Raw genomic sequence first — 26763 nt, 5'->3', positions numbered from 1 at the left:
AGCCGCCTGCATAGGGGCGGCTTTTTTGCATCCTTATTTGCATTGCAGTGCGCAAAATCGTTGAAACCGATTATTCAGCAACGGCTTCGCGGCTTGCGCGACGGCGCTCATGCTCTTTCAGGTGACGCTTGCGCAGGCGAATCGACTGCGGCGTCACTTCAACGAGTTCGTCGTCGTCGATAAATTCGACCGCATATTCGAGCGACATCTGGATCGCCGGCACGAGGCGCACGGCTTCGTCGGTACCCGAGGCGCGCACGTTGGTGAGCTGCTTGCCCTTGATCGGGTTCACGACGAGGTCGTTGTCGCGGCTGTGGATGCCGATGATCATGCCCTCATACAGTGCGTCGCCCGGCTTCACGAACATGCGGCCGCGATCCTGCAGCTTCCACAGCGCGTAGGCGACGGCCGCGCCGTCGTCCTGCGAGATCAGCACGCCGTTGCGGCGCTCGCCGAGCGAACCGTCCTTGATCGGACCGTATTCGTCGAACACGTGGCTCATCAGGCCCGTGCCGCGCGTGAGCGTCATGAATTCGCCCTGGAAGCCGATCAGCCCGCGCGCCGGAATGCGGTACTCGAGACGCGTGCGGCCACGGCCGTCCGACGCCATGTCGAGCATTTCGCCCTTGCGGCGGCCCAGCTCTTCCATCACGCCGCCCTGGTGGCCGTCTTCGACGTCCACGGTCAGTTGCTCGTACGGCTCCATCTTCACGCCGTCGACTTCGTGCAGCACGACGCGCGGACGCGACACGGCCAGCTCGTAGCCTTCGCGGCGCATGTTTTCGATCAGGATCGTGAGGTGCAGCTCGCCGCGGCCCGACACTTCGAACGTCGTTTCGTCGCCCGTGTCCTTCACGCGCAGCGCGACGTTGTGGTTCAACTCCTTCGTGAGGCGGTCGCGGATCTGGCGGCTCGTCACGAACTTGCCTTCCTTGCCCGCGAGCGGCGACGAGTTCACGAGGAAGTTCATCGTGAGCGTCGGCTCGTCCACCGTGATCATCGGCAGCGCTTCGGGGTTGTCGACCGCGCAGATCGTGGCGCCGATGCCGATATCCTCGATGCCGTTGATCAGCACGATGTCGCCGGCTTCGGCCGATTCGACCTGCACGCGCTCGAGGCCGTGGAACGACAGCACCTGGTTGATCTTGCGGTTCATCACTTCGCCTTCCGGGCCGAAGCGCAGCGCGACCGGCTGGCCCGGCTTGATGCGCCCGCGCGTGATGCGGCCCACGCCGATACGGCCGACGTAGGTCGAGTAGTCGAGCGAGGTGATCTGCAGTTGCAGCGGGCCTTCCGGATCGGCGGCGCGCACCGGCACGTGCTGGAGGATCGCCTCGAAGAGCGGGCGCATGTCGCCTTCGCGGACCGAATCGTCAAGCGACGCGTAGCCGTTCAGGCCCGACGCGTACACCACCGGGAAGTCGAGCTGCTCTTCGGTCGCGCCGAGCTTGTCGAAGAGGTCGAACGTCTGGTTGATGACCCAGTCGATGCGGGCGCCCGGGCGGTCGACCTTGTTGACGACGACGATCGGCTTGAGGCCGAGCGCGAGGGCCTTTTTCGTGACGAAGCGCGTTTGCGGCATCGGGCCTTCGACGGCGTCGACGAGCAGCAGCACCGAGTCGACCATCGAGAGCACGCGCTCCACTTCACCGCCGAAGTCGGCGTGGCCCGGGGTGTCGACGATGTTGATGTGGGTGCCTTCGTACTCGACCGCGCAGTTTTTCGCGAGAATCGTGATCCCGCGCTCTTTTTCGATGTCGTTCGAGTCCATGACGCGTTCGGCGATCTGCTGGTTTTCGCGGAACGTGCCGGACTGGCGCAGCAGTTGATCGACGAGCGTGGTCTTGCCGTGGTCGACGTGGGCAATGATGGCGATGTTGCGAAGAGCGCGGGACATAGGAACCTGGGGACACAGTTGAGTGCGCGGCTAACAGACAGGCATCGGGGGCATCGACGTGTTGCGTTCGTGCCCCATTCGCCCGGTTCTGCCGGCTGCCGTTGCGCCGGCTCCGGACAAACCGGGACACAGCACCTCGACAAAAACGCACTTTTCGGGAACCTGAAAGTATAGCACGCGATGATGACTTCCTCTGACACATGTCCTCATCGCGGCCTGTAAGGTGACAGGACAACCGCCCGGAGCCATCCGGACCGCAGTCGGCGGCGCAAGATTCATCGCCGGGATAACCGCCTCGAATTAGCCCCTTCCATAGGGCACCGGCGCGCGCCAGCCTTTTGCCACGGCCTTTCCGCGCCAAAACGGATGATTCTCCCACGCCCTCGGGACCGGATTAAGCTCGATAGCTGCAAAACTTCTTCGGCAATTGCATAATTGACGCTTGCCGCGTCAACTAATCGCACTCTATAATCCATGCCTGGTCAATCATTGCAGGCGCAGCAGAATTATGACGGATCCGGCCCATACACCTCCGTCCGAAGTCCTCGAGTACGACTTCGGAGAAAGCGTCGGCTATCTGATTTCACGCGTGAAGTCGACCATGTCGAATCTGGTCAACCAGCGCACCGTCGCGGAACTCGGCGTCACGAGTCAGCAGGCTAGCGTGCTGTTCATGGTCGCGAGCGGCAAGTGCGTGCTCGCTGCGGAACTGGCCCGCGAGTACGGGATCGACGCGAGCGCGGTGACGCGGCTCGTCGACCGGCTGGAAACGCGTGGGCTGCTCAAGCGCGTGCGCAGCTCGGAGGACCGCCGCGCAGTGCGTCTTGCGCTCACGCCCGAAGGCCAGGCGATCGCGAGGCGTATGCCGGCGATGTTCACGAGCATCAGCGAGTGCATGTTGAGCGGCCTCTCGCCCGAGGAGGTCGGGTTCCTGAAGAGCATGCTGCGACGCGTGCTGGCGAACGGCTGCGAAGCGAGCCAGAACCCGCCCGCTAATTCATGACGGGGCAATTAAATTTGAAAGCATCTCAGAAGAAAATAGCTGCACCGTCCAGTATTACCTTCACCTCACACGCATCGAGACGAGCAATGACTCCCCATTCCCAGTCCCGGCCAGCCGTGCGCCGGGCCGCCGCCGCAGCAGCAGCGGCCATGGCGGCGATGGCCCTTTCGGGATGCGCGAACTACTTCGGCATCAAGAGCGACAAGACCATTGCCCAGCCGCAGCAGTTCGAGACCGCGCAGAGCATTCCCGCGCAGGGCGGCCAGTGGCCCACGCTCGACTGGGCGAACCAGTTCGGCGACCCGCAACTGCCGAAGCTGGTCGACGAAGCGCTCGAAGGCAATCCGACCATCGCGCAGGCGCAGGCGCGCATTGCCAAGGCGTCGTCGTACATCCAGACGTCGAAGTCGGCGCTCTTTCCGAAGGTGAACGCGAGCTACTCGTGGACCCGCGAGCTGTACTCGGCCAATGCCCTCTACCCGCCTCCGTTCGGCGGCTCCTGGTATAGCGAGAACAACGCGCTTGCGAGCGCGTCGTGGGAACTCGACCTCTGGGGCAAGAACCGTCAGCGCCTCGCGCAGGCCGTCTCCGCGCAAAAGGCCGCCGTCGCCGACATGCAGCAGGCGCGCATCACCCTCGCGGCATCGGTCGCACGCACGTATAACCAGCTCGCCCAGCTGTATGCGCTGCGCGACATCGCCTCGCACGAAATCGACAACCGCAAGACCATTGGCACGATCACCAATGGGCGCGTGCTCGCGGGCCTCGACACCAACGTCGAGCGTCAGACCGCGAACGGCAATATCGCGTCGAGCCAGGCCAATCTTTCGCAGATCGACGGCCAGATCGAAACGGTGCGCTACCAGCTCGCCGCGCTGCTCGGCAAGGGACCGGATCGCGGGCTGCAGATCGCGCAGCCGGTGCTGCAGCCGGCCGCCGATGTCTCGCTACCCGACAGCCTGCCCGCCGATCTCGTGTCGCGCCGCCCGGACATCGTCGCCGCGCGCTGGCAGGTCGAAGCCGCCATGCACGACGTGAAGGAAGCCAAGGCCGAGTTCTATCCCGACGTGAACCTCGCGGCGGGCTTCGGCTTCGATGCGTTCGGCTGGGGCAAATTCCTGAACTTCACGAGCCGCCAGATGCAGCTCGGTCCGGCGATCCATCTGCCGATCTTCGATGCGGGCGCCCTGCGCGGACAGTTGAAGGGCCGCTATGCCGACTTCGAACTCGACGTGGCGACCTACAACCAGACGCTCATCGGCGCGTTCCAGGACGTCGCGACCCAGGTCGCGTCGATTCATTCGGCCGACCGGCAGCTCGTCGACGCCGAGCGCGCGCTCGACGCCTCGACGAACGCCTGGCAGCTCGCCGTGATCCGCTACAAGGCGGGCCTGTCCGAGCAGCTTCAGGTGCTCAACGCCGACCAGAACCGCCTCGCCGCCGAACAGACGGTGACGAACCTGAAGGCGCAGCGGCGCGACGACCAGATGGCGCTCATCAAGTCGCTCGGCGGCGGGTTCGACGCACACGGTGCGGATCTCGTGCCGCCTTCCGACGTCGGCAGCGAAGCGAAGGGCCCCAACGGCGCGCCGTGGACCGGTACGTCGGCGCCCACACTACCCGCACTGCCCGCTTCGGCGGCTGCATCGACGTCGGCATCGAACTGACACCGCGCCCGCCCGACCAGAACAGCCTCGATCGAATAGTCGAACGAACAGCACAAGAGAACCCCGGAGATCATTTCCATGAGCACCCCCCAGCAACCGGCCGCCGGCCCGCAACCGAACGCGCAGCCGAGCGCGAGCAACGGCAAGCGCCGCCGCATGATGACGCTGCTTGTCCTCGTGATCGCGATTGCAGCCATTGCCTACGGCCTCTATTACTTCCTCGTCGCGCGCTATACGGAAGGCACCGACGACGCCTATGTGAACGGCAACGTCGTGCAGATCACGCCGCAGGTCACGGGCACGGTGATCGCAGTGAAGGCGGACGACACGCAGACGGTCAAGGCAGGCGATCCGCTCGTGCTGCTCGACCCCGCCGATTCGCGCATCGCACTGCAGCAGGCCGAAGCGAATCTTGCGCAGACGGTGCGCCAGGTGCGCGGCCTCTTCGCCGACGATAGCCAGTACCAGGCACAAGTCGCCGTGCGCGAGGCCGATCTCGCGCGCGCCCAGGACGACCTGCGCCGCCGCATGCTGGTTGCGCAGACGGGCGCCGTCTCGCAGGAAGAGATCTCGCACGCACGCGAGTCCGTGCGGGGCGCCGAAGCCGCACTCGAAGCCGCCCAGCATCAGCTCGCCGCCAACCGCGCGCTCACCGCGAACACGACCATCTCGTCGCATCCGAACGTCATGGCTGCCGCGGCCAAGGTCCGCGACGCGTATCTCGCGAACGCGCGCAACACGCTGCCCGCGCCGGTCACCGGCTACGTGGCGAAGCGCTCGGTGCAGGTGGGCCAGCGCGTCGCGCCGGGCACGCCGCTCATGTCGGTCGTGCCGCTCAACGCCGTGTGGGTCGATGCGAACTTCAAGGAAGTGCAGCTCAAGCACATGCGCATCGGCCAGCCGGTCGAGATGACGGCCGACGTGTACGGTTCTTCGGTGGTCTATCACGGCAAGGTCGTCGGCTTCTCGGCGGGCACGGGCTCGGCGTTCTCGCTGCTGCCCGCGCAAAACGCCACGGGTAACTGGATCAAGGTCGTGCAGCGCCTGCCGGTGCGCATCTCGCTCGATCCGGCCGACCTCGAGAAGCACCCGCTGCGGATCGGCCTGTCGATGCAGGTGGACGTGAACATCAAGGACGATTCGGGCAGCCAGCTCGGCAACGCGCAGAACACGGTCTATCAGACCGACGTGTTCGACCAGTATGGCGCGGAAGCCGATGCCGAAATCGCCCGCATCATTTCGGAAAACACCGGGGCCAGTGCCGGTACCAACACCGGCAAGGCGGCTGTGTCGTCGGCGAACGTGCGCGCGGCGAAATCCGCCGCCAAAGCGATGTAAGCCGCCCCCGCCAACCAGAAGCGAATTAATGGCAGAGCACCAACCCGTCGTCCATCCGCCGCTGCAAGGCGCAAAACTCGTGTTCGGCACCATCGCGGTGTCGCTCGCGGTTTTCATGAACGTGCTGGACACCTCGATCGCCAACGTGTCGATCCCGTCGATCTCGGGCGACCTCGGGGTGTCGTCCGACCAGGGCACGTGGGTCATCACCTCGTTCGCGGTCGCGAACGCGATCTCCGTGCCGCTGACCGGATGGCTCACCGACCGCATCGGTCAGGTGCGTCTTTTCATGGCGTCGATCATTCTGTTCGTGATCTCGTCGTGGATGTGCGGCCTCGCCCCCACGCTGCCCTTCCTGCTCGCCTCGCGCGTGCTGCAGGGCGCCGTGGCGGGCCCGATGATCCCGCTCTCGCAGACGCTCCTGCTCGCGAGCTATCCGCGCGCGAAGGCGCCCATCGCGCTCTCCATGTGGTCGATGACGACACTCATCGCGCCGGTGGCCGGGCCGATTCTCGGCGGCTGGATCTCCGACAACATCTCGTGGCCGTGGATCTTCTACGTGAACATTCCGGTGGGCATCGTGGCCGCGTTCGCGACGTGGACGATCTTCCGTGACCGTGATTCGGTCGTGAAAAAGGCGCCCATCGACGGCGTCGGCCTCGCGTTGCTGATCATCTGGGTCGGCTCGCTGCAGGTGATGCTCGACAAGGGCAAGGACCTCGACTGGTTCTCGTCGACGACGATCGTTGTGCTCGCACTCACTGCGGTCATCGCGTTCGCTTTCTTCGTCGTGTGGGAGCTGACCGACAAGCATCCGGTCGTCGATCTTTCGCTCTTCGCGCGACGCAACTTCACCGGCGGCACAATCGCGCTTTCGGTGGGTTACGGCCTTTACTTCGGCAATCTCGTGCTGCTGCCTCTGTGGTTGCAGACCAGCATCGGCTATACCGCGACCGACGCGGGCCTCGTCATGGCGCCGGTGGGTTTCTTCGCAATCATGCTTTCGCCGATCACGGGCCGCATCCTGCCGCGCACCGATCCGCGCTATATCGCGACCTCGGCGTTCATCGTCTTCGCGCTGTGCTTCTGGCTGCGTTCGCGCTACACGACCGGCGTGGATACGTGGGCGCTGACCCTGCCGACACTGATCCAGGGTATCGGCATGGCGGGGCTCTTCATTCCGCTCGTGTCGATCACGCTGTCCGGGCTGCCCGGCAACCGCATTCCGGCTGCATCGGGGCTGTCGAACTTCGTGCGGATCATGTGCGGCGGCATCGGGACGTCCATCTTCGAGACCGCTTGGGATCACCGCACGACGTTTCACCACGCGCGCCTCACCGAACAGGCCACGCCGACCAATCCGATCTTCAACCAGTCGATGCTGCAGATGCAGAACGCCACCGGCCTCGATCCGGCGCAGGCGCACGGACTCTTCGACAAGATGCTGTCGCAGCAGGCCGCGCAACTCGGCGTCAACGACCTCTTCTACATTTCGTCGGCGATCTTCATCGTGCTGATCGGGCTGATCTGGATCACGCGCCCCGAGCGCACGAGTAGCGCGGACGCGGGTGCGGCGGCATCAGCGGCACACTGATGATCCACTGATCCGGTAACAGCGCAAGCGGGCGTCATAGCCCGTCCCAAACAAATACGGCACGCCCGGTTCACACCGGCGTGCCGTTTTGCTTTGAACGATGGAGCAGGCTTACGCGGCTGCGTTCACCACTAGCCGCTCCGGCGCGAGCACGCCGTTCGCGGGCTTCGCGACGCCCAGCAGACGGCCATCGTCGCCATAGACGCGCACGCGCAGCACGTCGCCCCACTGCGACCGGTCCACCGCAAGCTCGGCCAGCGGCAAACGCTGGCCGTGGGTGAAACGGCGCGACGCTTCGGCGTCGAGCGTCACGGCGGGAAACGTCGAAAGCAGCGCATCGACCGGTTGCAGCCACGCGTCGCGCGATGCGTCGTCGGCGTCCGAAAGCGCATCGAGCGTCACGGCATGTTCGAGTGTCAGCGCGCCGACGCCCGTGCGCCGCAGCATCACGAGATGCGCGCCGCAGCCCAGCGTCTCACCGATATCCTCGGCAAGCGTGCGCACATACGTGCCCTTGCTGCACGTCACGCGAAACGTCACGTCCGGCAACGCGCACGCGATGATCTCCAGCGCGAGGATCGTCACCTGACGCCCTTCGCGCTCGACGACCTGGCCCGCGCGTGCGTATTCGTAGAGCGGCTTGCCGTCGCGTTTGAGCGCGGAGTACATCGGCGGAATCTGCACGATATCGCCGACGAACTTCGCCATCGCCTCGCGCACCGCCGCCTCGTCGCAGGTCACCTCGCGCGTGTCGAGCGCTTCGCCTTCGGCGTCGCCCGTCGTCGTGCGAATTCCGAGGCGCATCGTGGCCTCGTAGGTCTTGTCGGCATCGAGCAGATCCTGCGAGAACTTGGTCGCTTCGCCGAAGCAAAGCGGCAGCAGGCCCGAAGCCAGCGGATCCAGCGTACCGGTGTGGCCGGCCTTCTTCGCGCGGTAGAGGCGCTTTGCGCGGATCAACGCGTCGTTGCTCGAAAGGCCGATGGGCTTGTCGAGCAGCAGCACGCCATCGAGCAGGCGGCGCGGAATCTTCGGCCGGGCCGCGCCGGGTTGGGCAGATGAAGAGGATGCAGTCATGTCGGGCAGAAAAAACAGCCAGGCGAGTCGTTCACAAGCACGTTCACAAGCACGTTCGCCCGCCGCCTTCGGCGGGCACGAACCTCACGCGAGCGCACGCCCGGCGAGCGGCGCTCAGTCTTCCTTCGCGCGCGTCGAATTGGCCTCGTCGATGAGGCGCGACATCTCGACAGCCCGTTCGACCGTCTTGTCGTAATGGAAATGCAGCGTCGGCACGGTGTGGATGTGCAGGCGCTTGAAGAGCAGGTTGTGCAAATGGCCCGCCGCATGATTGAGCGCTTCCTGCGTAGCCAGCGGGTCGCCGGTGAGCGTCGTGAAGAAGATCTTCGCGTGGGCGTAGTCCGGCGTCAGCTCGACGCTCTGGATCGTGACGAGCCCGATGCGCGGATCCTTCACTTCACGCGCCACGAGTTCAGAGAGATCGCGCTGGATCTGGTCGGCGATCTGCACGTTGCGATTCGGAGAGGAACGTTTTTTCGTCATGATTAATCCACCTTGTTCGGCGGCTTGAAAAGCGGAACGCCGGAAACAAACACAGCAGTCCGCACAAAAACAAACGGGCGGGGCCGGCCAGCGCCCGCCCCGCCCGTCAAGCGTCGCGCCTGTGCGTTACAGCGTACGCGCGACTTCGGTGATTTCGAACACCTCGAACTGATCGCCTTCGACGATGTCGTTGAAGTTCTTGATCGACATACCGCACTCGAAACCCTGCTTCACTTCCTTCACGTCGTCCTTGAAGCGCTTGAGCGAGTCGAGTTCGCCGGTGTGGATGACCACGTTGTTGCGCAGCACGCGCACCGACGACGAACGCTTGACCATGCCGTCCGTGACCATACAGCCGGCCACGGCGCCGACCTTCGGCACCTTGAAGACCTGGCGCACTTCCACCATGCCGATGATGGTCTCGCGCTTTTCCGGCGGGAGCATGCCCGACATGGCCGCCTTCACCTCATCCACTGCGTCGTAGATGATGTTGTAGTAGCGGATGTCGACGCCGTTCGCTTCGGCCAGCTTGCGCGCCTGAGCGTCGGCACGCGTGTTGAAGCCGATGATGACCGCCTTCGAAGCGACCGCGAGGTTGACGTCGCTTTCGCTGATGCCGCCGACCGCACCGTGCACGATCTGCACGCGCACTTCGTCGGTCGAGAGCTTGAGCAGCGCGTGAACGAGCGCTTCCTGCGAGCCCTGCACGTCGGCCTTGACGATGAGCGGCAGGTTCTGCACTTCGCCTTCGCCCATCTGTTCGAGCATGCTTTCGAGCTTCGCGGCTTGCTGCTTCGCGAGCTTGACGTCGCGGAACTTGCCCTGGCGGAACAGCGCGATTTCGCGCGCCTTGCGTTCGTCCGGCAGCACGATGACTTCTTCGCCCGCAGCCGGCACTTCCGACAGACCCTGGATTTCGACCGGGATCGACGGACCCGCTTCCTTCGTGGCCTTGCCGGTTTCGTCGAGCATTGCACGCACGCGGCCGTAGGCGCTGCCAGCAAGCACGACGTCGCCGCGATTCAGCGTACCCGACTGCACGAGCACCGTTGCAACCGGACCCTTACCCTTGTCGAGCTTCGCTTCGATCACGAGGCCCTTCGCAGGTGCCACGACCGGCGCCGTCAGTTCCAGCACTTCGGCCTGCAACAGCACGTTTTCGAGCAGCTCGTCGATACCTGCGCCGGTCTTCGCCGACACCGGCACGAACGGCGATTCGCCGCCGTATTCTTCCGGCACGACGCTTTCCGCGATGAGTTCCTGCTTCACTCGATCGAGATTCGCGTCCGGCTTGTCGATCTTGTTGATCGCCACGACGAGCGGCACGCCGCCCGCCTTGGCGTGAGCGATAGCTTCCTTCGTCTGCGGCATGACACCGTCGTCGGCAGCGACGACGAGAATCACGATGTCGGTCGCCTTCGCACCGCGCGCACGCATGGCCGTAAAGGCCTCGTGACCCGGGGTATCGAGGAAGGTGATGACGCCGCGCGGCGTTTCGACGTGGTAAGCGCCGATGTGCTGCGTAATGCCGCCCGCTTCGCCCGCGGCAACCTTCGCGCGGCGGATGTAGTCGAGCAGCGAGGTCTTGCCGTGGTCGACGTGACCCATGACCGTGACGACCGGCGGACGCGGCAGCTGCTCGGCATCCGTCGACGTGGTCTGGCCTTCGATCAGCAGCGCTTCCGGATCGTCGAGCTTCGCGGCAACCGCATGGTGGCCGAGTTCCTCGACGACGATCATCGCCGTTTCCTGATCGAGCATCTGGTTGATCGTCACCATCTGGCCGAGCTTCATCATCACCTTGATGACTTCCGAAGCCTTCACGGACATCTTGTGCGCGAGGTCGGCCACCGTGACGGTTTCCGGCACGTGCACTTCACGCACGATGGGTTCCGTCGGCGCCTGGAACGACGAGCCGCTGTCCTGGTGCTTGCCACGGCCCTTCGGACCGCCGCGCCAGCCGCGATCGACGCCACCCGAGGAGTCGCCGCGCGTCTTGATGCCACGGCGTTTCGCGGCGTCGTCCTGCCAGCCGCCCTTGCCGGCGCCCGGCTTCTTGTTGCGGTCGCCCGCGCCTGCGCCCGGTGCGCCCGCCGCCGGCGCAGCAGCAGCCGGAGCCGCCTTCTTCGCCGCAGCGCCAGCACCGGCCTGCGCCGGGCGTGCCGCACCTTCCGGACGCGGCGGCTTGTGCAGCGTGCCCTTCGCCTCGGCGGTCTTGGCCGGCTCGACAGGCTTCGGCGGCTCAGGCGCCTTGACCTGCGCCTTGCGCGGCGTGTTCATCATTTCGCGGATCGCGCGCGCTTCGGCCTCGGCGGCCGCACGGCGGCGCGCGATCTCTTCCTGTTCCTTGCGCGCCTTGTCGGCGGCCTCGCGCGCAGCGGCCTCGGCCTTCTGGGCAGCTTCGCGTTGCGCGGCGCGCTCGGCTGCGGCGCGCTGCTCTTCCTGGCGGTCTTGCTGTTCCTGCTGTTCCTGGTTCGCCTGTGCCTCGGCAGCGGTGCGCTGCGCCTCGACTGCCTGGGCGGCCAGCTCGCGCGCGGCGGCATCGGCCGCTGCTTTCTTCTTCGCGGCTTCTTCCTCGGCGCGGCGGCGCTCGGCTTCAGCGGCCTCTTCGCGCGCGAGACGCTCGGCCTCCTCACGCGCGAGATGCTCCTGGCGCTCCTTCAGTTCCTGAGCCTGACGTTCGAGCAGCTCGGCCTCGCGGCGAGCTTCCTCTTCGCGGCGCTGCAGCTCGGCCTCTTCGGCGGCGACAGCGTCGGCTGCATGATTCGATGCCTCCGCCTGATCGGCGGATTCGTCACGGCGGACGAAGGTACGCTTCTTGCGCACCTCGACCTGAATGGTGCGAGCCTTACCCGTCGCGTCGGACTGCTTGATCTCCGACGTATGCCGGCGCGTCAGCGTGATCTTGCGCTTGTCCGCGTCGTTCGAACCGTGCGACTTGCGCAAGTGGTCGAGCAGGCGTGCCTTATCGGTTTCTGACAAGGCATCGTCCTCACTCGCTTTCTGGACGCCCGCCGCCTGCAATTGCTCGAGCAGCACACCTGCAGGCATTTTCAGTTCCGCGGCAAATTGGGCTACGTTGATACTCGCCATTCATTCCTCTTAATGCAAGGAGCGATTCCTTGCGGTTGACATCGGTTCATGCGGCCCGTTTGGGCCCCGCTCGGCGGCGGGGCCAGCCGCGATCAGTTCAGTGGGTCATGGTCGCTTCCTGCTCGTTGCGCACCGGCTTCATTACTGAAACCAGTGTTCACGCGCCTTCATGATCAACGCCTTGGCGGCGTCCTCTTCCATTCCCGTCATTTCGACCAGCTCGTCCACGGCCAGCTCGGCAAGCTCGTCGCGGGTGTGAATTGCGTGCTGCGCCAGAAGCGCAAGCAGATCCGGGTCCATGCCGTCGAGGCTCTTGAGGTCCAGTACGGCGGTTTCCACCTTCTCCTCGTTCGCGATGGCCTGCGTGAGCAGCGCGTCGCGCGCGCGGTTGCGCAGCTCGTGCACGGTGTCCTCGTCGAACGCCTCGATCTCGAGCATCTCATTGAGCGGCACGTAAGCGATCTCTTCGAGACTCGTGAAGCCCTCGTCGATGAGAATGTCGGCGACTTCTTCGTCGACATCGAGACGGGCCATGAACAGGTCGCGCAGCACCGTGCGCTCCTGGTTCTGTTTCTGCGCGCTTTCGTCCGGCGTCATGATGTTGATCTGCCAGCCGGTCAGTTCGCTGGCAAGACGCACGTTCTGGCCGCTGCGGCCGATGGCGACCGCCAGCTCGCTCTCGTCGACGACCACGTCCATCGAGTGCTTTTCCTCGTCGACGACGATCGACTGGACAGCTGCCGGCGCGAGCGCGCCAATGACGAACTGGGCGGGATCTTCCGACCATAGCACGATGTCGACGTTTTCGCCACCGAGCTCATTGCGCACGGCCTGCACGCGCGAACCGCGGATGCCGACGCAGGTGCCGATCGGGTCGATGCGCTTGTCGTAGGCGACGACGCCGATCTTGGCGCGCACGCCCGGATCGCGCGCGGCCGCCTTGATTTCAAGGAGGCCCTGCTCGATTTCCGGCACTTCCATTTCGAAGAGCTTCATCAGGAACTCGGGCGCGGTGCGCGAGAGTTCGATCTGCGGACCGCGTGCCGTGCGGTCGACCTTGCTGATCCAGGCGCGCACGCGGTCGCCCACGCGCAGGTTTTCCTTCGGAATCAGTTGGTCGCGGCGCAGCAGCGCTTCGACGCGGCCCGATTCGACGATGAAATTGCCCTTGTCCATGCGCTTGACCGTACCGGTCATGATGCTTTCGCCGCGCTCGAGGAAGTCGTTCAGGATCTGCTCGCGCTCAGCGTCGCGCACCTTCTGCAGGATCACCTGCTTGGCGGCCTGCGCGCCGATGCGGCCGAACTCGACCGACGGCACCGGCTGCTCGATGAATTCGTCGATCTGTGCGTCCGGGTTTTGCTCGCGTGCCTCGAACAGCAGGATCTCCTGATCCGGCTCCTGAAGACCAGCCTCGTCCGGCACGACGCGCCAGCGGCGGAACGTCTCGTGCACGCCGCTCTCGCGGTCGATGTGCACGCGGATGTCCGCGTCTTCGTCGAAGAGTTTCTTGGAGGCGGACGCCAGCGCCGCTTCAAGGGCGGCAAACACCACGTCCTTGTCGACATTTTTCTCGCGTGCCAGTGCGTCCACCAGCATCAACACTTCGCGACTCATTGTTTGCGGCTCCTAAAGTCAACTTTGGGGATAAGGCGTGCGCGGTCAATGTCCGCGAGCGTAAAATCCAGCATCGCGGGACCCGCCTTCCCTTCGAATTCCAGACCGATGGTTTCGCCCTCGGGTGCATGCACGATGCCCCGGTACGACTTCCGTCCGTCCAATGGCTTTTTCAACGTGATGACCGCTTCGCAGCCTGCGAAGCGTTCGAAGTCCGCCAGTTTCTTCAGCGGACGGTCGAGGCCGGGCGACGAAACTTCGAGTCGCTCGTAGTCGATGTTCTCGACCGTCAGAACGTGCTGCAGCTGACGCGTGACCTTCTCGCAGTCCTCGATCGCAATTCCCGCGGGCTGATCGATGTAGATCGTCAGCATGCCGCGCCCGGTGCGCTCGAGGTCGACCAGCTCGTAACCGAGTCCGGTGACCGTGGTTTCAATCAGTTCCGTCAGTTGCACAATACCTACTCCAGATGTTCGCGCAGCAGGCCAGCAACTTCCTGAAATCCAGTCTCGCGGGCCGCGCGCCAGGTGAGCGCGCGCTCCTGCACATTGCCTGCTCCCCGGTTGACTCACCCCTGCCTGTGGCTGCTTGCGCGTGCTTGCGCCTGCTTGCTTCTGCTTGCGCGGCTCTGCAAAGAGCCTTGTCCGTTCGCTTTCGCACGTATTACTTTTATTGCGCGCTGCCGCTTTGCTTCATGACTTTGCTTCATGATGCAAAGCGGCCGGACCAAAAAAAAATGGGCGAAACGCCCATCTTCTTTTCTTGCCAAGGTGGTCGCACCTGAGGCGCAAATAAAAGCTGCACGCCCAGCGACGACGAGATTGTAGCCTTTTTTTGATTTCAGCGCAAACCGGAGCGCGCTAACTGCCTGTATGGAAAGGCTTGATTCGCGTTTGTCGCAGGTTGCGCAACATTGTTTGCAATGTGCCTGCAAGGTAATGCAAGCGCGTGTTCGAGACCCTTCGGCAACTTGCGACGGCGCTCGCTGCTTGTGCCGCAGCGAGCGCCGTGCTGTCGAATTCAGTGACCGCGCGTACGGTTGCGCGGGGCGCCGCGCTGGCCGCCACGGTTGCTGCCCGGTGCGCGGTTGCCGCTGGCGTTGCCACTTGTGTTGCCATTGCCGCCAGGACCGCTGCGACGATTGGCTCCCGCATTGCCGCCCGCGTTGCCGCCCGCGCGTTTGCCCGCCGCGGGCGCGCGATTGCCATCGACATCCCGACCGCCGCGATTGCCGTTGCGGCCGCCACCAAAACCGGTGCCGAAGCCGCCGGCCGCGCCGCCGCTGCTGTGGCTGCTGCCGCCGCCGAAGCCGCCAGCGACGCCGCGACGCCCCTGACGCGGCTGGTTCATCGCGCCGTGCGAACTCAGGACAGGCTCGCGGTTAATGAAGCCCATCGAGGTTTGCATCGGGTCCGGTTGACGGCGCTCCTGCGCATTGCCGCCACGGCCGCCTTTTTCCTCGGTCGGCGACTTCAACCCGACGGCCGCCATCAGCGCGCGCACCTGGTTGTCCTCCAGCTCCTCCCAGCGACCGCGCTTGAGCCCGCGCGGCAGATCGATCGGACCGTGACGCGTGCGGATCAGGCGGCTCACCATCAGGCCGACCGCTTCGAACATGCGGCGCACTTCGCGGTTGCGGCCTTCGGCCAGCGCGACGTGATACCAGTGGTTCGTCCCCTCGCCGCCGCCATCGCGGATGCGCAGGAAATTCGCCGGGCCGTCGTCGAGCTCGATGCCCTTCAGCAGCTTCTGGCGGTTCCCCTCCGAAAGCTCGCCGACCACACGTACGGCGTACTCGCGCTCGACGCTGTAACGCGGGTGCATGAACCGGTTTGCGAGGTCGCCCGAAGTGGTCAGCATCAGCAGACCTTCGGTGTTGAAATCGAGGCGCCCGACCGCGAGCCATTTCGCCGTCTTCATCGTCGGCAGCCGGTCGAACACCGACGGGCGGCCCTCCGGATCGGCGTGACTCACGATCTCGCCGGTCGGCTTGTGATAAAGCAGCACGCGCGGCGGCTTGTTCGGCAGCTTGCGCTTGATCGGCTTGCCGTTGATGCGGACCTGGTCGGTCGGCAGGATGCGCTGGCCGATGTGCGCCGGTTCGCCGTTCACCGAAACGCGCCCGGCGATGATCAATTCTTCCATGTCGCGGCGCGAGCCCATGCCCGCGTCGGCGAGCACCTTGTGCAGCTTGGGCGCGTCGTCATCCGCGCTCAGGACGCGCTTGGCCTGCTGCGGACGGCCGCGGCGCAGCATCGGCGCACGCACGCCGGATCCCGCGGTGTTGTCGGCATCGAACGCCGGCGACGTCACGTAGAGGAACAGATCGTCCTGCGCGCTCTCGCCCGCGGTGGACGGCGCTTCGGCGCGCCCCTGGCCAGGCTGCTGGCCCTTCTGGCGTTTGCGCGCGGGCTTGCCAGCCGCTGCGGCGGTCTGGTCGGCGCCCTCGGCCTGACCGCGGCGGCCCGGCTTCGCCGTGCGTTCCTTGCGCGGGGCGCGCGCCTGCGCGCCGGACGCACCTTCCGCCGGCATTTCTGCCGCAGCCGGCGCACCCTCGGCGGATGCCGCATCGGCGGCCTTCGCCTTGGCGCCCGCCCGGCGGCGCGCGATCAGGCTGCGCGGACCCCGGCGCAGGCCACGGCGCGGACGGTCTTCGCCCTCGCCCGAGCCACCGGACGCCTGCACCTCGGCGACATCGCCCCCGCCTTCGCGAGCATGCGGTTCGTCGCCATGCGCGGACGCCGCGCGGCGCGAGGATTCGGACGCGTCGGTCGAATCGGTGTCGTGGATATCAGTCAAAACAACCTCAAAATGTCAGGTTGCGCGCCCCATTGCGGGGCGCGTCAATCACGCTTGTTGCATCAGATGCCGCGCTGAGCGGCTTCGTCATCCGCCGTCGAGGCGGGATCGTCCTGCGCCGCGTCGCGGCGGCTTTCATGTTCGCGTCGATCTTCGCTTGCGGGCTCGACGCTCAGTGGATCATGCGCTTCGGGCGCGGCGCCCGGCGCTTCCAGGTGCGGCCCGGATTCGGCGGCGAGTGCGTCGAATGCGGCGCGGGTGTCGCTTGCGTCGCTTGTGTCACCCGAGCCGTTCACGCCCTGTGCGCCAGCCTCTGCCGCTGTCTCGCGACCGTCGGCTTCAGCGTCCTGCGCCGCGACAACGGGCGCCTGCGCGTGCGGCTCTGCCTGCGCAACTTCAACCGTTCCAGGCGTCACGGCCGCGTCAGGCTCAAGCGCCGCGGAGACTGGCGTTTCGTCAGCCACAGCGCCTTCGCTGCCCGCCGCGATCCGTTGCACCGCTTCGTTGTCCGCAAACTCGATCGCGTGCTGTGCGAGCAGCTGCTCGCCGATCTGCGACGACGGGTCGTCGAGCGGCGGCAACTCCTCGAGCGATTTAAGCCCGAGGTCGTCGAGAAACTGCCGGGTCGTCGCGTAGAGCGCCGGACGGCCCGGCACGTCGCGATGACCGATGACCTCGATCCAGTTCCGGTCTTCGAGCTGCTTCACGACCTGCGTGTTCACCGTTACGCCGCGAATTTCCTCGATATCGCCGCGCGTAACCGGCTGCCGGTACGCGATGATCGCAAGCGTTTCGAGTACCGCGCGCGAATAACGCGGCGGTTTTTCGGGGTGCAGGCGGTCCAGATACGTCCGCATTGCGGGTTTGCTCTGAAAGCGCCAGCCGGACGCGAGCCCCACCAACTCGACGCCGCGTCCCGACCACTCTTGCTTCAGGTCTTCGAGCAGGTGACGAACCGTGTCGGCCGAAATGTCATCCGCGAACAGTTTGCGCAGATCGCCGATTTTCAGCGGCTCCTGCGTGCAGATCAATGCAGTCTCGAGGACGATTTTCGCCTCTTGGGTATTCATGCAGCCAGGTCAGACCTTAAGTCGGGTTCAAGGAACCGGATCAGACAGAGACGATATGGAACTGGAGACGCGCTCGCCCGATTCTGATCGGTCATATTGATGGGAGCACGCACCGGGGGGCCGCAATACAGGCACTAGAGCCAGACCCAGCCGGACGGAGCAGCGATAATCCCGTGGGGAATCGCTAGACTGAGCGCCATATTACGCAAAAACACCGGGTGCGTAAAGACGCTCACGCGCAGCCCCGGTGTCGCGGCGCCATGCATATGCCGAGCGCAAATTGCACACACCACCCCGCACACGCCCGGCACGCGCTCAGCCCCAACTCAGCCCCGACTCAGTCTGAACTCAGCCCACCCCGCGCGCCGCCAGATAGCCCGCAAGACGCTCGACGCCCGCATCGAGGCGCGCAGGATCGCAAGCGTAGCACCAGCGCACGAAACCCTCGCCCTCGGGGCCAAATGCGCTGCCGGGCGCAAGCCCGAGGCCCGCGTCGCGCACGAGCGCCTTGCACAGCGCGAGGCTCTGCTGCGCGCCGGGGAGTTTGAAAAACAGGTACATCGCACCGCGCGGCACCTTCACGTCGACGCCCGGCAGCCGGGCGAGCGCCGCCGCCAGATGGTCGCGCGACACGCGCAGATCGGCGACGAGGGAGCGCGTGAACGGCTCGCCATGCGCGACCGCCGCGATGCCGGCCTGCTGCACGAACGACGGCGCGCACGACGTGTTGTACTCGACCAGTTTGCCGAGATCGCCCATCAGCGTGGGCGGCGCGACCATCCAGCCGAGCCGCCAGCCCGTCATGAGCCATGCCTTCGAAAAGGAATTGACGCAAATCAGGCGCTCTTCGCGCGACGCGAGGTCGAGAAACGAAGGCGCCGCGCGCTCCTGAGCCTCACCGTAGTACAGGCGCTCGTAGACTTCGTCCGCCACGATCCAGATCCCGTGGCGGCGGCAGTGATCGAGCACCGTGCGCTGCTCGTCGCGCGTCATCACCCAGCCGGTCGGGTTGTTCGGCGAGTTGATCATCAGCAGCTTCGTGTCCGGCGTAAGCGCCGCGAGCAGTCGGTCGAGGTCGAGCGTCCAGCCGCGCTCGCCGTACGAGAGCGACACCGTCTCGACCGTCGCGCCGAGAATCTTCGGAATCTCGACCAGATTCGGCCACAGCGGAGTAAGCGCGACCGTCCGGTCGCCCGCGCCAACGACGAGCTGCGCGGCGAGCATCAGCGCGTTTACGCCCGCGCTCGTCACCGCGATGCTCTCCGGCAATGTCGCGCCGTGCAGCTCGCTTACGTACCGGGCGAGTACTTCGCGCAGCGGCGCGATGCCGAGATTGTGCGTGTAGAACGTGTCGCCGCGCCCAAGCGCCTCTGCCGCGGCCTCGCGGATAAACGGCTGCGTCACGCGATCGGATTCGCCGAACCAGAACGGCAGCACGTCCGGCACGCCGAAGCCCGCGTTCGCAACCTCCCGGATCTGCGACGAGCGCAATGTCTGCACGGCGTCGCGCGCCTCAGGCAAATCGGATTTCAACGTAAAGGAGGAAACGGACGAAAAGGACGAAGTCAGGGCGGAATCGCTCATCGAAGGACATCCCGGGAGTTCGGCAGTTGCGCAGGCAACTAGTGTAGCGCGCACGCGACACATGTGAAGATTTACGTTTTACTTAAAAACCCTTGCGCGGACGACTTCGGTTAGCGGAATTTCATGGTGCGTTGGCCTGCGCGTTCGACCCCGATTTCGGTTTCGCGCACGCAATATCGAACCGACGATTGTGCAATGCAAATCGCATCGCACGCCTGACCTAAGCAGCCCGGTCGGGGTAAGGCAACAGGCAGCCACGAGCACACGTGGCGGCTGCCGGTCGATATTACCCAACGACGACCCAACAAAACCCAACGAAGCCCCAACGAAGGATTATTCGCCGCAATGCAGCAATACGGCGCGCACGCACGCGTTGCGTGCCCGATTGCACACGATTGGTGATTCTCCTGATATTCGGGACCCGCAATTTCTAGTCAGATACGGCGCTGGCAAGCACCCGCGCGGACTTGCTGCCACGCGGCTTAGAGGCGAAGAGCGTACGAATTGGCACGCTTTTCGCATCTGGTCACGCACAGGATCGGTCGACGCCCGGAACGTACAAGTCCGGACCTTCAACCGAACAAGCCTGAAACTCCGCCAACCAGGCCGGAAATACATGAAGAGTGCGCAGCGCGGGGCAGTGCACCAGAGATAGCTTCGCTGAGGTGAAACATGATGCTTTTCGACGATTTGAGAGACAACGAATGGGCGCTGGTCGAGTCGCTGTTCTGTGCGGAACCCGCACGGAGCGAACGACGCGGGCGGCCCCGCGTCGAAGCGCGGGCAGTGGTCAATGCTGTGCTGTGGGTCCTGTCGACCGGTGAAGGCTGGTCGAAGCTGCCGGGCCGCTATCCATCGCCGCCCACCTGCCGCCGCCGGTTCGACGAGTGGCAAGCCGACGGCACGCTCGCCGAAATCGTCAAGCGCCTCGGCACGAGTGGCCGCGAAATTTCGCTGCGCGGCCGCATCGGGGCGACGGCGACCAAGCCGCCCGCGCCGCCGAGCCGCGATCGCCTGCGCGGCGCGTTCTGGACCAATCCGGAGTCGTGGCGCGCGCCCGTCAAGATGGCCTGAATTCCGGGCCGCATCCATTGCAGTGTCACTGGCCGGGCGCCGCACGCGCCCGGTGATGCGTCCCTCCCCGAAGCCCTCTGCCCGAGGTGCGCTCGCGCCCTCGCCTGTCAGTTTCTCGCGCGGGTTTTCCGGGCTGACAGGCGAAACATCTCATTACCAATATTCACAACACCCGTTGGCGGCCAACGTTAGGGTGTGAGCATGTCTATCAACGTCGACAACCCGGGTTGACGGGAGGCCGCCATGAAACCCATGACGCTGCTCGCCCGGGGCATCATGGTTTCGCTGCCCACCCTCGCACTGCTTGCCTCGCTCGCGCCGTCCGGCGCGCTCGCGCAGCCGCCGCGCGCAGGCGCTGCAGGCTGGCCCATGCCCCGCATCGCGACTCAACAACCGAACGAAGCGCATTTACCGCGCGGCGCAAATGCGGCCGTGCCGCGTGGCAACCTGCGCGGCGATATCGTTGATAACGCGCGTCAGCGCGCCGCCACACAGCCGCGGACGGAACCGCCAGCGCAGCGACACCGCTGAGCCTCCCCGGTCGCCTCCTCGCTGCCTCGCCTCGCTCAACACCCAGGTTTTCCGGCGCGGTTCGCCTGCAACACGTCTATCCGATCGCTCGAACGTTGCCGTGACGCAAACCCGGCGTTTTAGCCGCACAGATTGCGGGAACCACTGCGCACGGCCGCCGGTCTACCGTTAGCCATTAAGCACAGCGTGGCAGCAGTAATTCCGGTAAGCCCGTATCGTCCGATACGGGCTTTTTTTCGCAGAGAGACGCGGGGATCCGCCCAGCGTGGGAACGGCGTGACAGCGGCGTGGCCGTGGAGCGGTAGTGGAGCGGCTTACTGGCGGGTTTCGAGGCCGACCTGCGGCACGCATGCGAGCGCGTAGCGGGCGATACGGTGGTCGGCCCACTGAAGCGAGCGCTCGTCGCGCGCGAGCCGCGCAAATTCGGCGCGGCCGCGATCAGTCAAAACGGCGATGTCGACCGGTGCGTGGAAACCGGGCGCTGGTGCGACCGTACGCTGTCTCACCGTGTCCATCAGGCCAAGATCGCGCAGGTATTGGAAGACTTCGGGACGCCGCGCCCATGGGACCTGCCGGTACTGCACCCGCCGCAACGCTTCGAGCACTGCTTCGTTGGAATACGTGGTCATCTCACTTCTTTCTTAAAATACGGCCTTCGAACGGTTGTGCCCGACAGCGCCGGCCAGCGGAGCGCGCAGCCCGCCGCGACCGGGCGTCGATATGCGTGCGCCGCGAGGCGGGCACTGCAAGCTCTCCGGGCCCCGGCAAGCGTGGCGAGCCACCCCGCTCACCACCGGCGCCGCGCCGCGATTACGCCACGATTACGGCGCATGAGCGCGTGGGACCATTCCCCGAAAACACTACGTTACCTCATTCGCATTGATTCTATTTGTTTTCTTTGTGTCATTTATTGCGCTGATCGTGCTCAAACGCCGCCCGCGCACGGCGTCGCGGCCCCTTGACCCGCGCCGCATTCCCCTGCTCGCGTCGGGGTGACCGACCACCATTCCGGACGATCCGGACCAGCCAGCGATGTATCGCACTCCCTAAGACCATACGAAAGCACGGCTTATGCTGTTCGGCCTGCAGACGGTCATCGTCGTCCTTCCGGGGCCGCGTACGCGTACGCGTAACGACGTGCCACGGCTCCGGCAGCGCGGAACACATCCCGTGCCCGCCGTCTCGGGCATACGTCATGCGCAGCCTCGCGCGTGCCCGCGCCACGCCAATCTTTGCAACGTCCAGACGGCGCTGCGCGACTTGATCGGCATGGGCCAATTTCATGTCTACAGAATGACCGGAGGGTTCGGGTGGCCTGCGACGCCGACGCAAACGTAACCAGATGTAACGCAGCACAGCCAGCGTCACGCGTTTTCATCTGGAGCGTATATTGTTCTTTGGTATGACATGTCCATTCGGCCTGGACAGGCAACGGCTGGGTCCATAAACCGCTTCTACGGAGGTAGAGATGAAAAAAGTGTCCCTCGCAGTCCTGATTTCGCTTTGCGCCCTGACGAGCGCTGCGTATGCGCAAAACCAAGGTGGCGTAACCATGAGCACCGACCAGCAGAAGGCAGCGGATGTCTTGCAGCGCGCGCAGGATCTGCAGTCTCGGCAGTCGGCCGCTCAATCGGCACAAATGCCGATGCAGATGCCGATGCACCAGCACCACAACATGCACCATCGCCACGGGAAGGCGGGGATGTGTTGCCATAAGGGACACCACGCGCCGCAGTAAGCGACGCGCCGCGGTCGTCTTGACCGGCCACAATCACCCAAAGGCCGATGCCGCAATTGCGGGCATCGGCTTTTTTTTGTCACCGGCGCGCGCCATCGCCGCCCGGCCGGACGCCGCCGCGCAGTATGCTAAAGTCGCGCACCTCGACCCGACCCACACACTGTGCGCCACTCGCGCGGAGAACAGAATGAGCAACATCCAGCTCGATATCGAATGGACCGAAGCGGCGTCCCGCAAGATCGAAAAATTGATGCCGCGCGGCAATCAGGACGCGTTCCTCGCCCTGCCCCCGGTCGAATGCCTGCCGATGGAAGGCGACGTGCTGTTTCTCGGCCCCCAGGGCAAGCAGCAGCCGTTCATCGTCGCCGAGCGTCAGTATCACCACGAAGGGGACGCCGACTGGACCATCATCCTGATCCTCGACGTGCCCAATACCGAGCACTAAGCCGCGCACTGAACCCCGCGCGGCGTCAGTCGACGACCCGCCGCCGCGCCGCCTTCACCTCGCCTTTGCGCGCCTTGCTGTCGAGGCGGCGCAGCTTCGAGGCGCGGGTGGGCCGCGTCGGCACGCGCGCCTTGCGCGTCGCGCTCACGCTGTCGATCAATTCGTCGAGGCGCGCGAGCGCAGCCGCGCGGTTCTGCTCCTGAGTGCGATACTCCTGCGACTTGATGACGACCACGCCCTCGCGCGTGATGCGCCGGTCGGGCAGCGCGAGCAGCCGCATCTTCAGCACCTCGGGCAGCGACGAGTTCCGGATGTCGAAGCGCAGATGAATCGCGCTCGATACCTTGTTCACGTTCTGCCCGCCCGCGCCTTGCGCACGAACGGCAACCAGTTCGACTTCATCTGCGGCAACGGGATGGTGGGCGGTCATGACGGTCAAGCGTTTCCAGGCGGGATGCAACGGCGCATGCGCGAGTGTCGCACACGCAACGCATCGCGGATATTGCGCGAGGCACGCCCGATGCGGGCCATGAAAGGGTCCGCGGCAACGCCGATTGCCGATCGTTGCTCCGTCGACCATACTTTGCGCAACCCCACAGGAGCACGCGTCCCATGAAGCTGCGCCCGGCCTTTGTCGCCGAACTGGCCGTCAATCTGCTCCTGCCCTGGGTCGCCTGGCGTCTCGCTTACCCGCATTACGGCGAGGTCGGCGGGCTGGTCGCCTCGGCGGTGCCGCCGGTCGTCTGGAGCATCGTCGAACTCGCGCGCTTCAGACGCATCGATGCGCTTGCCGCGATCGTGCTGCTCGGCATCGTGCTCTCGCTCGGCGCGATGGCCTTAGGCGGCGGCCCGCGCATGCTGCTGATGCGCGAAAGTCTCGCCTCGGGCGCCATCGGCGTCACCTTTCTCGCATCGCTCTTCGCGCGACGGCCGCTCGTGTTCTACCTTGCGCGTGCAACCGTCGCCCGCGAAACGCCCGAAGGCGCCGCGCGCTTCGAACTGCTCTGGACCGAGCACCGCGAGTTCGCTGCGGCGATGCGCATGCTGACCATCGTGTGGGGCCTCGGCCTGACCGGCGACGCAGCGCTGCGCACCTGGCTCGCCGCGACCTGGCCCATCGAGCGCTTCCTCCTCGTCTCGCCGATCTTCGGCTACGGCATGTTCGGCGGCCTGCTCGCCTGGACATTCTGGTATCGCACGCGCATGCGGCGCATCGGCGGCACCCGCGGACTGCTCCGCGATCCGGCCGCATAAGGCACATAAGGCACATAAGGCGCGGCGCATTTCCCTTCCTTGCCAACCAGGCTCATCTGAGCGCCGCAAAAATCAGTTAGACTCACCGGCAGCCTGCGGCGTCCTGCCGCTCCCGAACTTCACCGGCAGTCGATGCGCTATTCGGTAGAAATACGCAAATTCCTCTATAGCCAGTACTTCTACGGCGGCCTGCGCATCGCGATCGGCATCTCGCTTCCAGCCGTTCTGTGTCTGCTCGTCTTCCACAGGAGCGACCTCGCCTTCACCATCTCGACCGGCGCGCTCGGCGCATGCGTGGTCGATATGCCCGGCCCGCTCAAGTACAAGCGCAACGAAATGCTCGCGTGCAGCGTGATCGGTTTTCTGTCCGCTTACGCCACCGGCCTCGCGACCGTCATTCCGGTCGCGCTCTGGGCCACCGTCGTGCCGCTCACCTTCGTGCTCTCGCTGATCGTCGTCTACGGCAACCGTTGGCCGCAGATCAGCTTCGCGACGCTCTTCATGATGGTGATGACGCTCGACGAGCACTTCGGGCCGCATCAGGCGCTCGTCAACGCGCTGTGGATCCTGGTGGGCGGCCTGTGGTACACGGGCTGGTCCACGCTCGTGAGCCGGCTAATGGTCGATCGTATCGAGCAGCAGGCGCTCGCCGAAAACCTGTTTGCCTGCGCCGACTATCTGCTTGCGCGCGCACAGTTCTACGATCTCGACAACGATCTCGACGAGTGCTATCGCAATCTCGTTGCGAAGCAGATCGCCGCCGTCGAACGCCAGGACGCCGCGCGTGACATCGTGCTGCGCAATCTGCCGAAGCTCAGGCGCGGCAAGCTCGATGCGCGGCGCGCGATGCACTTCAACCTGTTCATCAACACGGTCGATCTGCACGAGCTGTTCGTGGGCGCGCACACCGACTATCCGCTCGTGCGCAACACCTTCGGCGGCTCGGATCTGCTGGTGTTCTACCGCGACCTGATCCGCAAGGCGGCCGCCGATCTCGAGGATATCGGCCTTGGCGTGCTGCAAAACCACGCGCCGCGCGCGAGCGTCAACGTGAAAGCCGAGCTGCGCGCGATCGAATACGAACTCGAACTGCTCAAGAAAAACAATCTGCCCGCGACGGACCCCGAAGCCTACGCGGCGATTTCGGCGTCGTTCCGGCGCATCTGGAGCGCGACGCGCCTGACCGAGCGCATGCGCCGCAACCTCACGAGCGAAGCGCCGATCACGCAAACCGAGTTGCGCATCGACGAGGCATTGCAGCGCTTCGTGACGAGCCGCCGCGTGCCGCTCATGCAGATTTTCTCGAACCTCACCATGGACTCACCGAGCTTTCGCCATGCGCTGCGCGTGACGATCGCCGTGGCCGTGGGCTTCTGGCTCGGACGGCTCTTGCCGCTCACGAACGCGTACTGGATCGTGATGACGAGCATCATCATTCTGAAGCCCGGCTACTCGCTCACGCGCCAGCGCAACGCACAGCGTATTGTCGGCACGCTGATCGGCTGCGCCGCGAGCGTCGTGCTGATCCTGCTCGTAAAGCAGCCGCTCGTGCTGATCGTTTCGATGTTCGCCGCGATGATCATGAGCTACAGCCTGCTGCTGTTCAATTACACGGCAAGCGTGGTGTTCACCTCGGCCTATGTGCTGCTGATGTTCCATCTGCTTGCGCCCGGTAATTTGCGCATCATCGGCGAGCGCGCGATCGACACCGTGGTCGGCTGCATGATCGCAATCGCGGCGAGCCATCTGTTCCCGTACTGGGAATACCGGTTTATGGGCAAGCTCGTGAACGACATGATCGCCGCAACGCGCCAGTATCTCGACGCAAGCTGGTGGCGTGGAGCGGCGCGCGGCGGTTCGGTCCGGCCTGCGATGGCCCACGCGGCGAGCGCGGGGCCGGGCGCAACCGCAAGCGTGCCGCCGGGCCAGCCCGTGGCCGTGGTGGGCGCGGTGGGCGCAAAAGTGAGCGCGCAGACGAGTGCGTCGTCGCAGACGCTCGACCGCGACATGCGCTACCGCCTCGCGCGCAAAAACGTGCATATCGCGTTCGCGAATCTCGGGCAGGCGTTCCAGCGCATGATGCTCGAACCGAAGCTCGCGCAGAAATTCGTCGCCGAACTTAACGATCTGCTGATCCGCAGCCACGTGCTTGCCTCGCAGATCACGGCGAGCGCACCGCTTCTCGCCAGCGCCGCGAAGCCGGGCCAGGCCGTGCCGCTCGACGCGCTCGATTACGCGCTTTCGTGCGTGCGCGAGAACCTCGTCGCCGCCGAAACCGGCACGCCTGCGCCCACCGATCAGATGGATACGACCAGGCGCCTCACGCGCGAACTCGACGCGATGGTGGTCGGCGCGGAGCGCACGCTCGGGTCCTCCGCGGACCTGTCACAGGAATTGAAGTTGCTCGCGCATCAATGCAAGCAGATGATTTCGGCGTCCTGGATCATCCGCAAGGACGCGAGCGTGATCCGGCTCCCGGATGCATAACCCGCATAACCCGCA

The 26763-nt window shown here is 65.2% G+C and carries 20 protein-coding genes and 1 pseudogene; 10 read left to right on the top strand and 11 right to left on the bottom strand.

Annotated features, from left to right (window positions below; translation table 11 throughout):
* Positions 1–70 precede the first annotated feature (70 nt).
* Entirely contained in the window at positions 71–1897 is a 1827-nt protein-coding gene (gene typA, locus Q0L30_RS16045; RefSeq protein WP_296658233.1) for a translational GTPase TypA, read from the bottom strand.
* A gap of 508 nt (positions 1898–2405) precedes the next feature.
* Here typA and Q0L30_RS16040 point away from each other — a divergent pair.
* The 4 genes from Q0L30_RS16040 (at position 2406) to Q0L30_RS16025 (ending at position 7499) form a co-directional block, all read left to right on the top strand.
* Positions 2406–2900 carry a MarR family winged helix-turn-helix transcriptional regulator gene (locus tag Q0L30_RS16040; protein ID WP_296658230.1) on the top strand — a complete coding sequence of 165 codons (495 nt, stop codon included), beginning with the start codon at positions 2406–2408 and terminating at the stop codon, positions 2898–2900.
* Between the two features lie 86 nt (positions 2901–2986).
* Positions 2987–4567: an efflux transporter outer membrane subunit gene (locus tag Q0L30_RS16035; RefSeq protein ID WP_296658228.1), complete on the top strand. Its 1581-nt coding sequence runs from the start codon at positions 2987–2989 to the stop codon at positions 4565–4567.
* Positions 4568–4645: 78 nt separating this feature from the next.
* Positions 4646–5905 (top strand): EmrA/EmrK family multidrug efflux transporter periplasmic adaptor subunit, encoded by a 1260-nt coding sequence (locus tag Q0L30_RS16030; protein WP_296658226.1) that lies wholly within the window; start codon positions 4646–4648, stop codon positions 5903–5905.
* 28 nt (positions 5906–5933) lie between these two features.
* Entirely contained in the window at positions 5934–7499 is a 1566-nt protein-coding gene (locus Q0L30_RS16025) for a DHA2 family efflux MFS transporter permease subunit (protein ID WP_296658225.1), read from the top strand.
* 111 nt (positions 7500–7610) lie between these two features.
* Here the strand turns inward: Q0L30_RS16025 and truB are convergent, their stop codons facing one another.
* The 8 genes from truB to Q0L30_RS15985 form a co-directional block, all read right to left on the bottom strand.
* Positions 7611–8573 (bottom strand): tRNA pseudouridine(55) synthase TruB, encoded by a 963-nt coding sequence (gene truB, locus Q0L30_RS16020; protein ID WP_296658223.1) that lies wholly within the window; start codon positions 8571–8573, stop codon positions 7611–7613.
* Between the two features lie 114 nt (positions 8574–8687).
* On the bottom strand, positions 8688–9056 hold the full coding sequence (gene rbfA / locus Q0L30_RS16015) for a 30S ribosome-binding factor RbfA (RefSeq protein WP_293036494.1): 369 nt from the start codon (positions 9054–9056) through the stop codon (positions 8688–8690).
* A 126-nt stretch (positions 9057–9182) separates the two neighbouring features.
* Complete coding sequence (gene infB / locus Q0L30_RS16010) at positions 9183–12149, bottom strand: translation initiation factor IF-2 (protein WP_296658217.1); 2967 nt, start codon at positions 12147–12149, stop codon at positions 9183–9185.
* Positions 12150–12290: 141 nt separating this feature from the next.
* Positions 12291–13766: a transcription termination factor NusA gene (gene nusA, locus Q0L30_RS16005; protein WP_296658214.1), complete on the bottom strand. Its 1476-nt coding sequence runs from the start codon at positions 13764–13766 to the stop codon at positions 12291–12293.
* Positions 13763–14221: a ribosome maturation factor RimP gene (gene rimP, locus Q0L30_RS16000; RefSeq protein ID WP_293036264.1), complete on the bottom strand. Its 459-nt coding sequence runs from the start codon at positions 14219–14221 to the stop codon at positions 13763–13765. Before rimP ends, nusA begins: the two co-directional genes overlap by 4 nt.
* A gap of 565 nt (positions 14222–14786) precedes the next feature.
* Positions 14787–16565 carry a 23S rRNA pseudouridine(2605) synthase RluB gene (gene rluB / locus Q0L30_RS15995; protein ID WP_296658210.1) on the bottom strand — a complete coding sequence of 593 codons (1779 nt, stop codon included), beginning with the start codon at positions 16563–16565 and terminating at the stop codon, positions 14787–14789.
* A gap of 62 nt (positions 16566–16627) precedes the next feature.
* Entirely contained in the window at positions 16628–17635 is a 1008-nt protein-coding gene (gene scpB / locus Q0L30_RS15990; protein WP_296658207.1) for an SMC-Scp complex subunit ScpB, read from the bottom strand.
* A gap of 348 nt (positions 17636–17983) precedes the next feature.
* Complete coding sequence (locus tag Q0L30_RS15985; RefSeq protein WP_296658202.1) at positions 17984–19219, bottom strand: pyridoxal phosphate-dependent aminotransferase; 1236 nt, start codon at positions 19217–19219, stop codon at positions 17984–17986.
* 672 nt (positions 19220–19891) lie between these two features.
* On the opposite strand from Q0L30_RS15985, the gene Q0L30_RS15980 reads away from it, so the two are divergent.
* Positions 19892–20293 carry a transposase gene (locus Q0L30_RS15980; protein ID WP_293036273.1) on the top strand — a complete coding sequence of 134 codons (402 nt, stop codon included), beginning with the start codon at positions 19892–19894 and terminating at the stop codon, positions 20291–20293.
* A gap of 252 nt (positions 20294–20545) precedes the next feature.
* Complete coding sequence (locus Q0L30_RS15975) at positions 20546–20824, top strand: hypothetical protein (RefSeq protein ID WP_296658195.1); 279 nt, start codon at positions 20546–20548, stop codon at positions 20822–20824.
* A 395-nt stretch (positions 20825–21219) separates the two neighbouring features.
* Here the strand turns inward: Q0L30_RS15975 and Q0L30_RS15970 are convergent.
* Positions 21220–21453: pseudogene (locus Q0L30_RS15970) on the bottom strand (hypothetical protein); the annotation flags it as partial.
* Positions 21454–22292: 839 nt separating this feature from the next.
* On the opposite strand from Q0L30_RS15970, the gene Q0L30_RS15965 reads away from it, so the two are divergent.
* On the top strand, positions 22293–22562 hold the full coding sequence (locus tag Q0L30_RS15965; protein ID WP_296658192.1) for a hypothetical protein: 270 nt from the start codon (positions 22293–22295) through the stop codon (positions 22560–22562).
* A 187-nt stretch (positions 22563–22749) separates the two neighbouring features.
* Positions 22750–23007, top strand: coding sequence for a DNA-binding protein (locus tag Q0L30_RS15960; RefSeq protein WP_296658189.1), 258 nt, complete (start codon positions 22750–22752; stop codon positions 23005–23007).
* Positions 23008–23032: 25 nt separating this feature from the next.
* Here the strand turns inward: Q0L30_RS15960 and arfB are convergent, their stop codons facing one another.
* On the bottom strand, positions 23033–23437 hold the full coding sequence (gene arfB / locus Q0L30_RS15955; RefSeq protein WP_296658186.1) for an alternative ribosome rescue aminoacyl-tRNA hydrolase ArfB: 405 nt from the start codon (positions 23435–23437) through the stop codon (positions 23033–23035).
* Between the two features lie 182 nt (positions 23438–23619).
* Between arfB and Q0L30_RS15950 the strand changes: the two genes are divergently transcribed.
* Both Q0L30_RS15950 and Q0L30_RS15945 read left to right on the top strand, forming a co-directional pair.
* Positions 23620–24261, top strand: a complete 642-nt coding sequence (locus tag Q0L30_RS15950; protein WP_296658184.1) for a VC0807 family protein — start codon at positions 23620–23622, stop codon at positions 24259–24261.
* Between the two features lie 132 nt (positions 24262–24393).
* On the top strand, positions 24394–26748 hold the full coding sequence (locus Q0L30_RS15945) for an FUSC family membrane protein (RefSeq protein ID WP_296658181.1): 2355 nt from the start codon (positions 24394–24396) through the stop codon (positions 26746–26748).
* Positions 26749–26763 lie beyond the last annotated feature (15 nt).

Source organism: Paraburkholderia sp. (assembly GCF_024281035.1).
Lineage (GTDB): Bacteria > Pseudomonadota > Gammaproteobacteria > Burkholderiales > Burkholderiaceae > Paraburkholderia.
Note: the sequence above shows the minus strand (reverse complement) of the source record. Positions and strands in the feature narration are given on the sequence as shown.

Coding starts and splice junctions, on each gene's coding strand:
- typA (WP_296658233.1), bottom strand. CDS start 1,897: ATGTCCCGCGCTCTTCGCAACATCGCCATCATTGCCCACGTCGACCAC.
- Q0L30_RS16040 (WP_296658230.1), top strand. CDS start 2,406: ATGACGGATCCGGCCCATACACCTCCGTCCGAAGTCCTCGAGTACGAC.
- Q0L30_RS16035 (WP_296658228.1), top strand. CDS start 2,987: ATGACTCCCCATTCCCAGTCCCGGCCAGCCGTGCGCCGGGCCGCCGCC.
- Q0L30_RS16030 (WP_296658226.1), top strand. CDS start 4,646: ATGAGCACCCCCCAGCAACCGGCCGCCGGCCCGCAACCGAACGCGCAG.
- Q0L30_RS16025 (WP_296658225.1), top strand. CDS start 5,934: ATGGCAGAGCACCAACCCGTCGTCCATCCGCCGCTGCAAGGCGCAAAA.
- truB (WP_296658223.1), bottom strand. CDS start 8,573: ATGACTGCATCCTCTTCATCTGCCCAACCCGGCGCGGCCCGGCCGAAG.
- rbfA (WP_293036494.1), bottom strand. CDS start 9,056: ATGACGAAAAAACGTTCCTCTCCGAATCGCAACGTGCAGATCGCCGAC.
- infB (WP_296658217.1), bottom strand. CDS start 12,149: ATGGCGAGTATCAACGTAGCCCAATTTGCCGCGGAACTGAAAATGCCT.
- nusA (WP_296658214.1), bottom strand. CDS start 13,766: ATGAGTCGCGAAGTGTTGATGCTGGTGGACGCACTGGCACGCGAGAAA.
- scpB (WP_296658207.1), bottom strand. CDS start 17,635: ATGAATACCCAAGAGGCGAAAATCGTCCTCGAGACTGCATTGATCTGC.
- Q0L30_RS15985 (WP_296658202.1), bottom strand. CDS start 19,219: ATGAGCGATTCCGCCCTGACTTCGTCCTTTTCGTCCGTTTCCTCCTTT.
- Q0L30_RS15980 (WP_293036273.1), top strand. CDS start 19,892: ATGATGCTTTTCGACGATTTGAGAGACAACGAATGGGCGCTGGTCGAG.
- Q0L30_RS15975 (WP_296658195.1), top strand. CDS start 20,546: ATGACGCTGCTCGCCCGGGGCATCATGGTTTCGCTGCCCACCCTCGCA.
- Q0L30_RS15965 (WP_296658192.1), top strand. CDS start 22,293: ATGAAAAAAGTGTCCCTCGCAGTCCTGATTTCGCTTTGCGCCCTGACG.
- Q0L30_RS15960 (WP_296658189.1), top strand. CDS start 22,750: ATGAGCAACATCCAGCTCGATATCGAATGGACCGAAGCGGCGTCCCGC.
- arfB (WP_296658186.1), bottom strand. CDS start 23,437: ATGACCGCCCACCATCCCGTTGCCGCAGATGAAGTCGAACTGGTTGCC.
- Q0L30_RS15950 (WP_296658184.1), top strand. CDS start 23,620: ATGAAGCTGCGCCCGGCCTTTGTCGCCGAACTGGCCGTCAATCTGCTC.
- Q0L30_RS15945 (WP_296658181.1), top strand. CDS start 24,394: ATGCGCTATTCGGTAGAAATACGCAAATTCCTCTATAGCCAGTACTTC.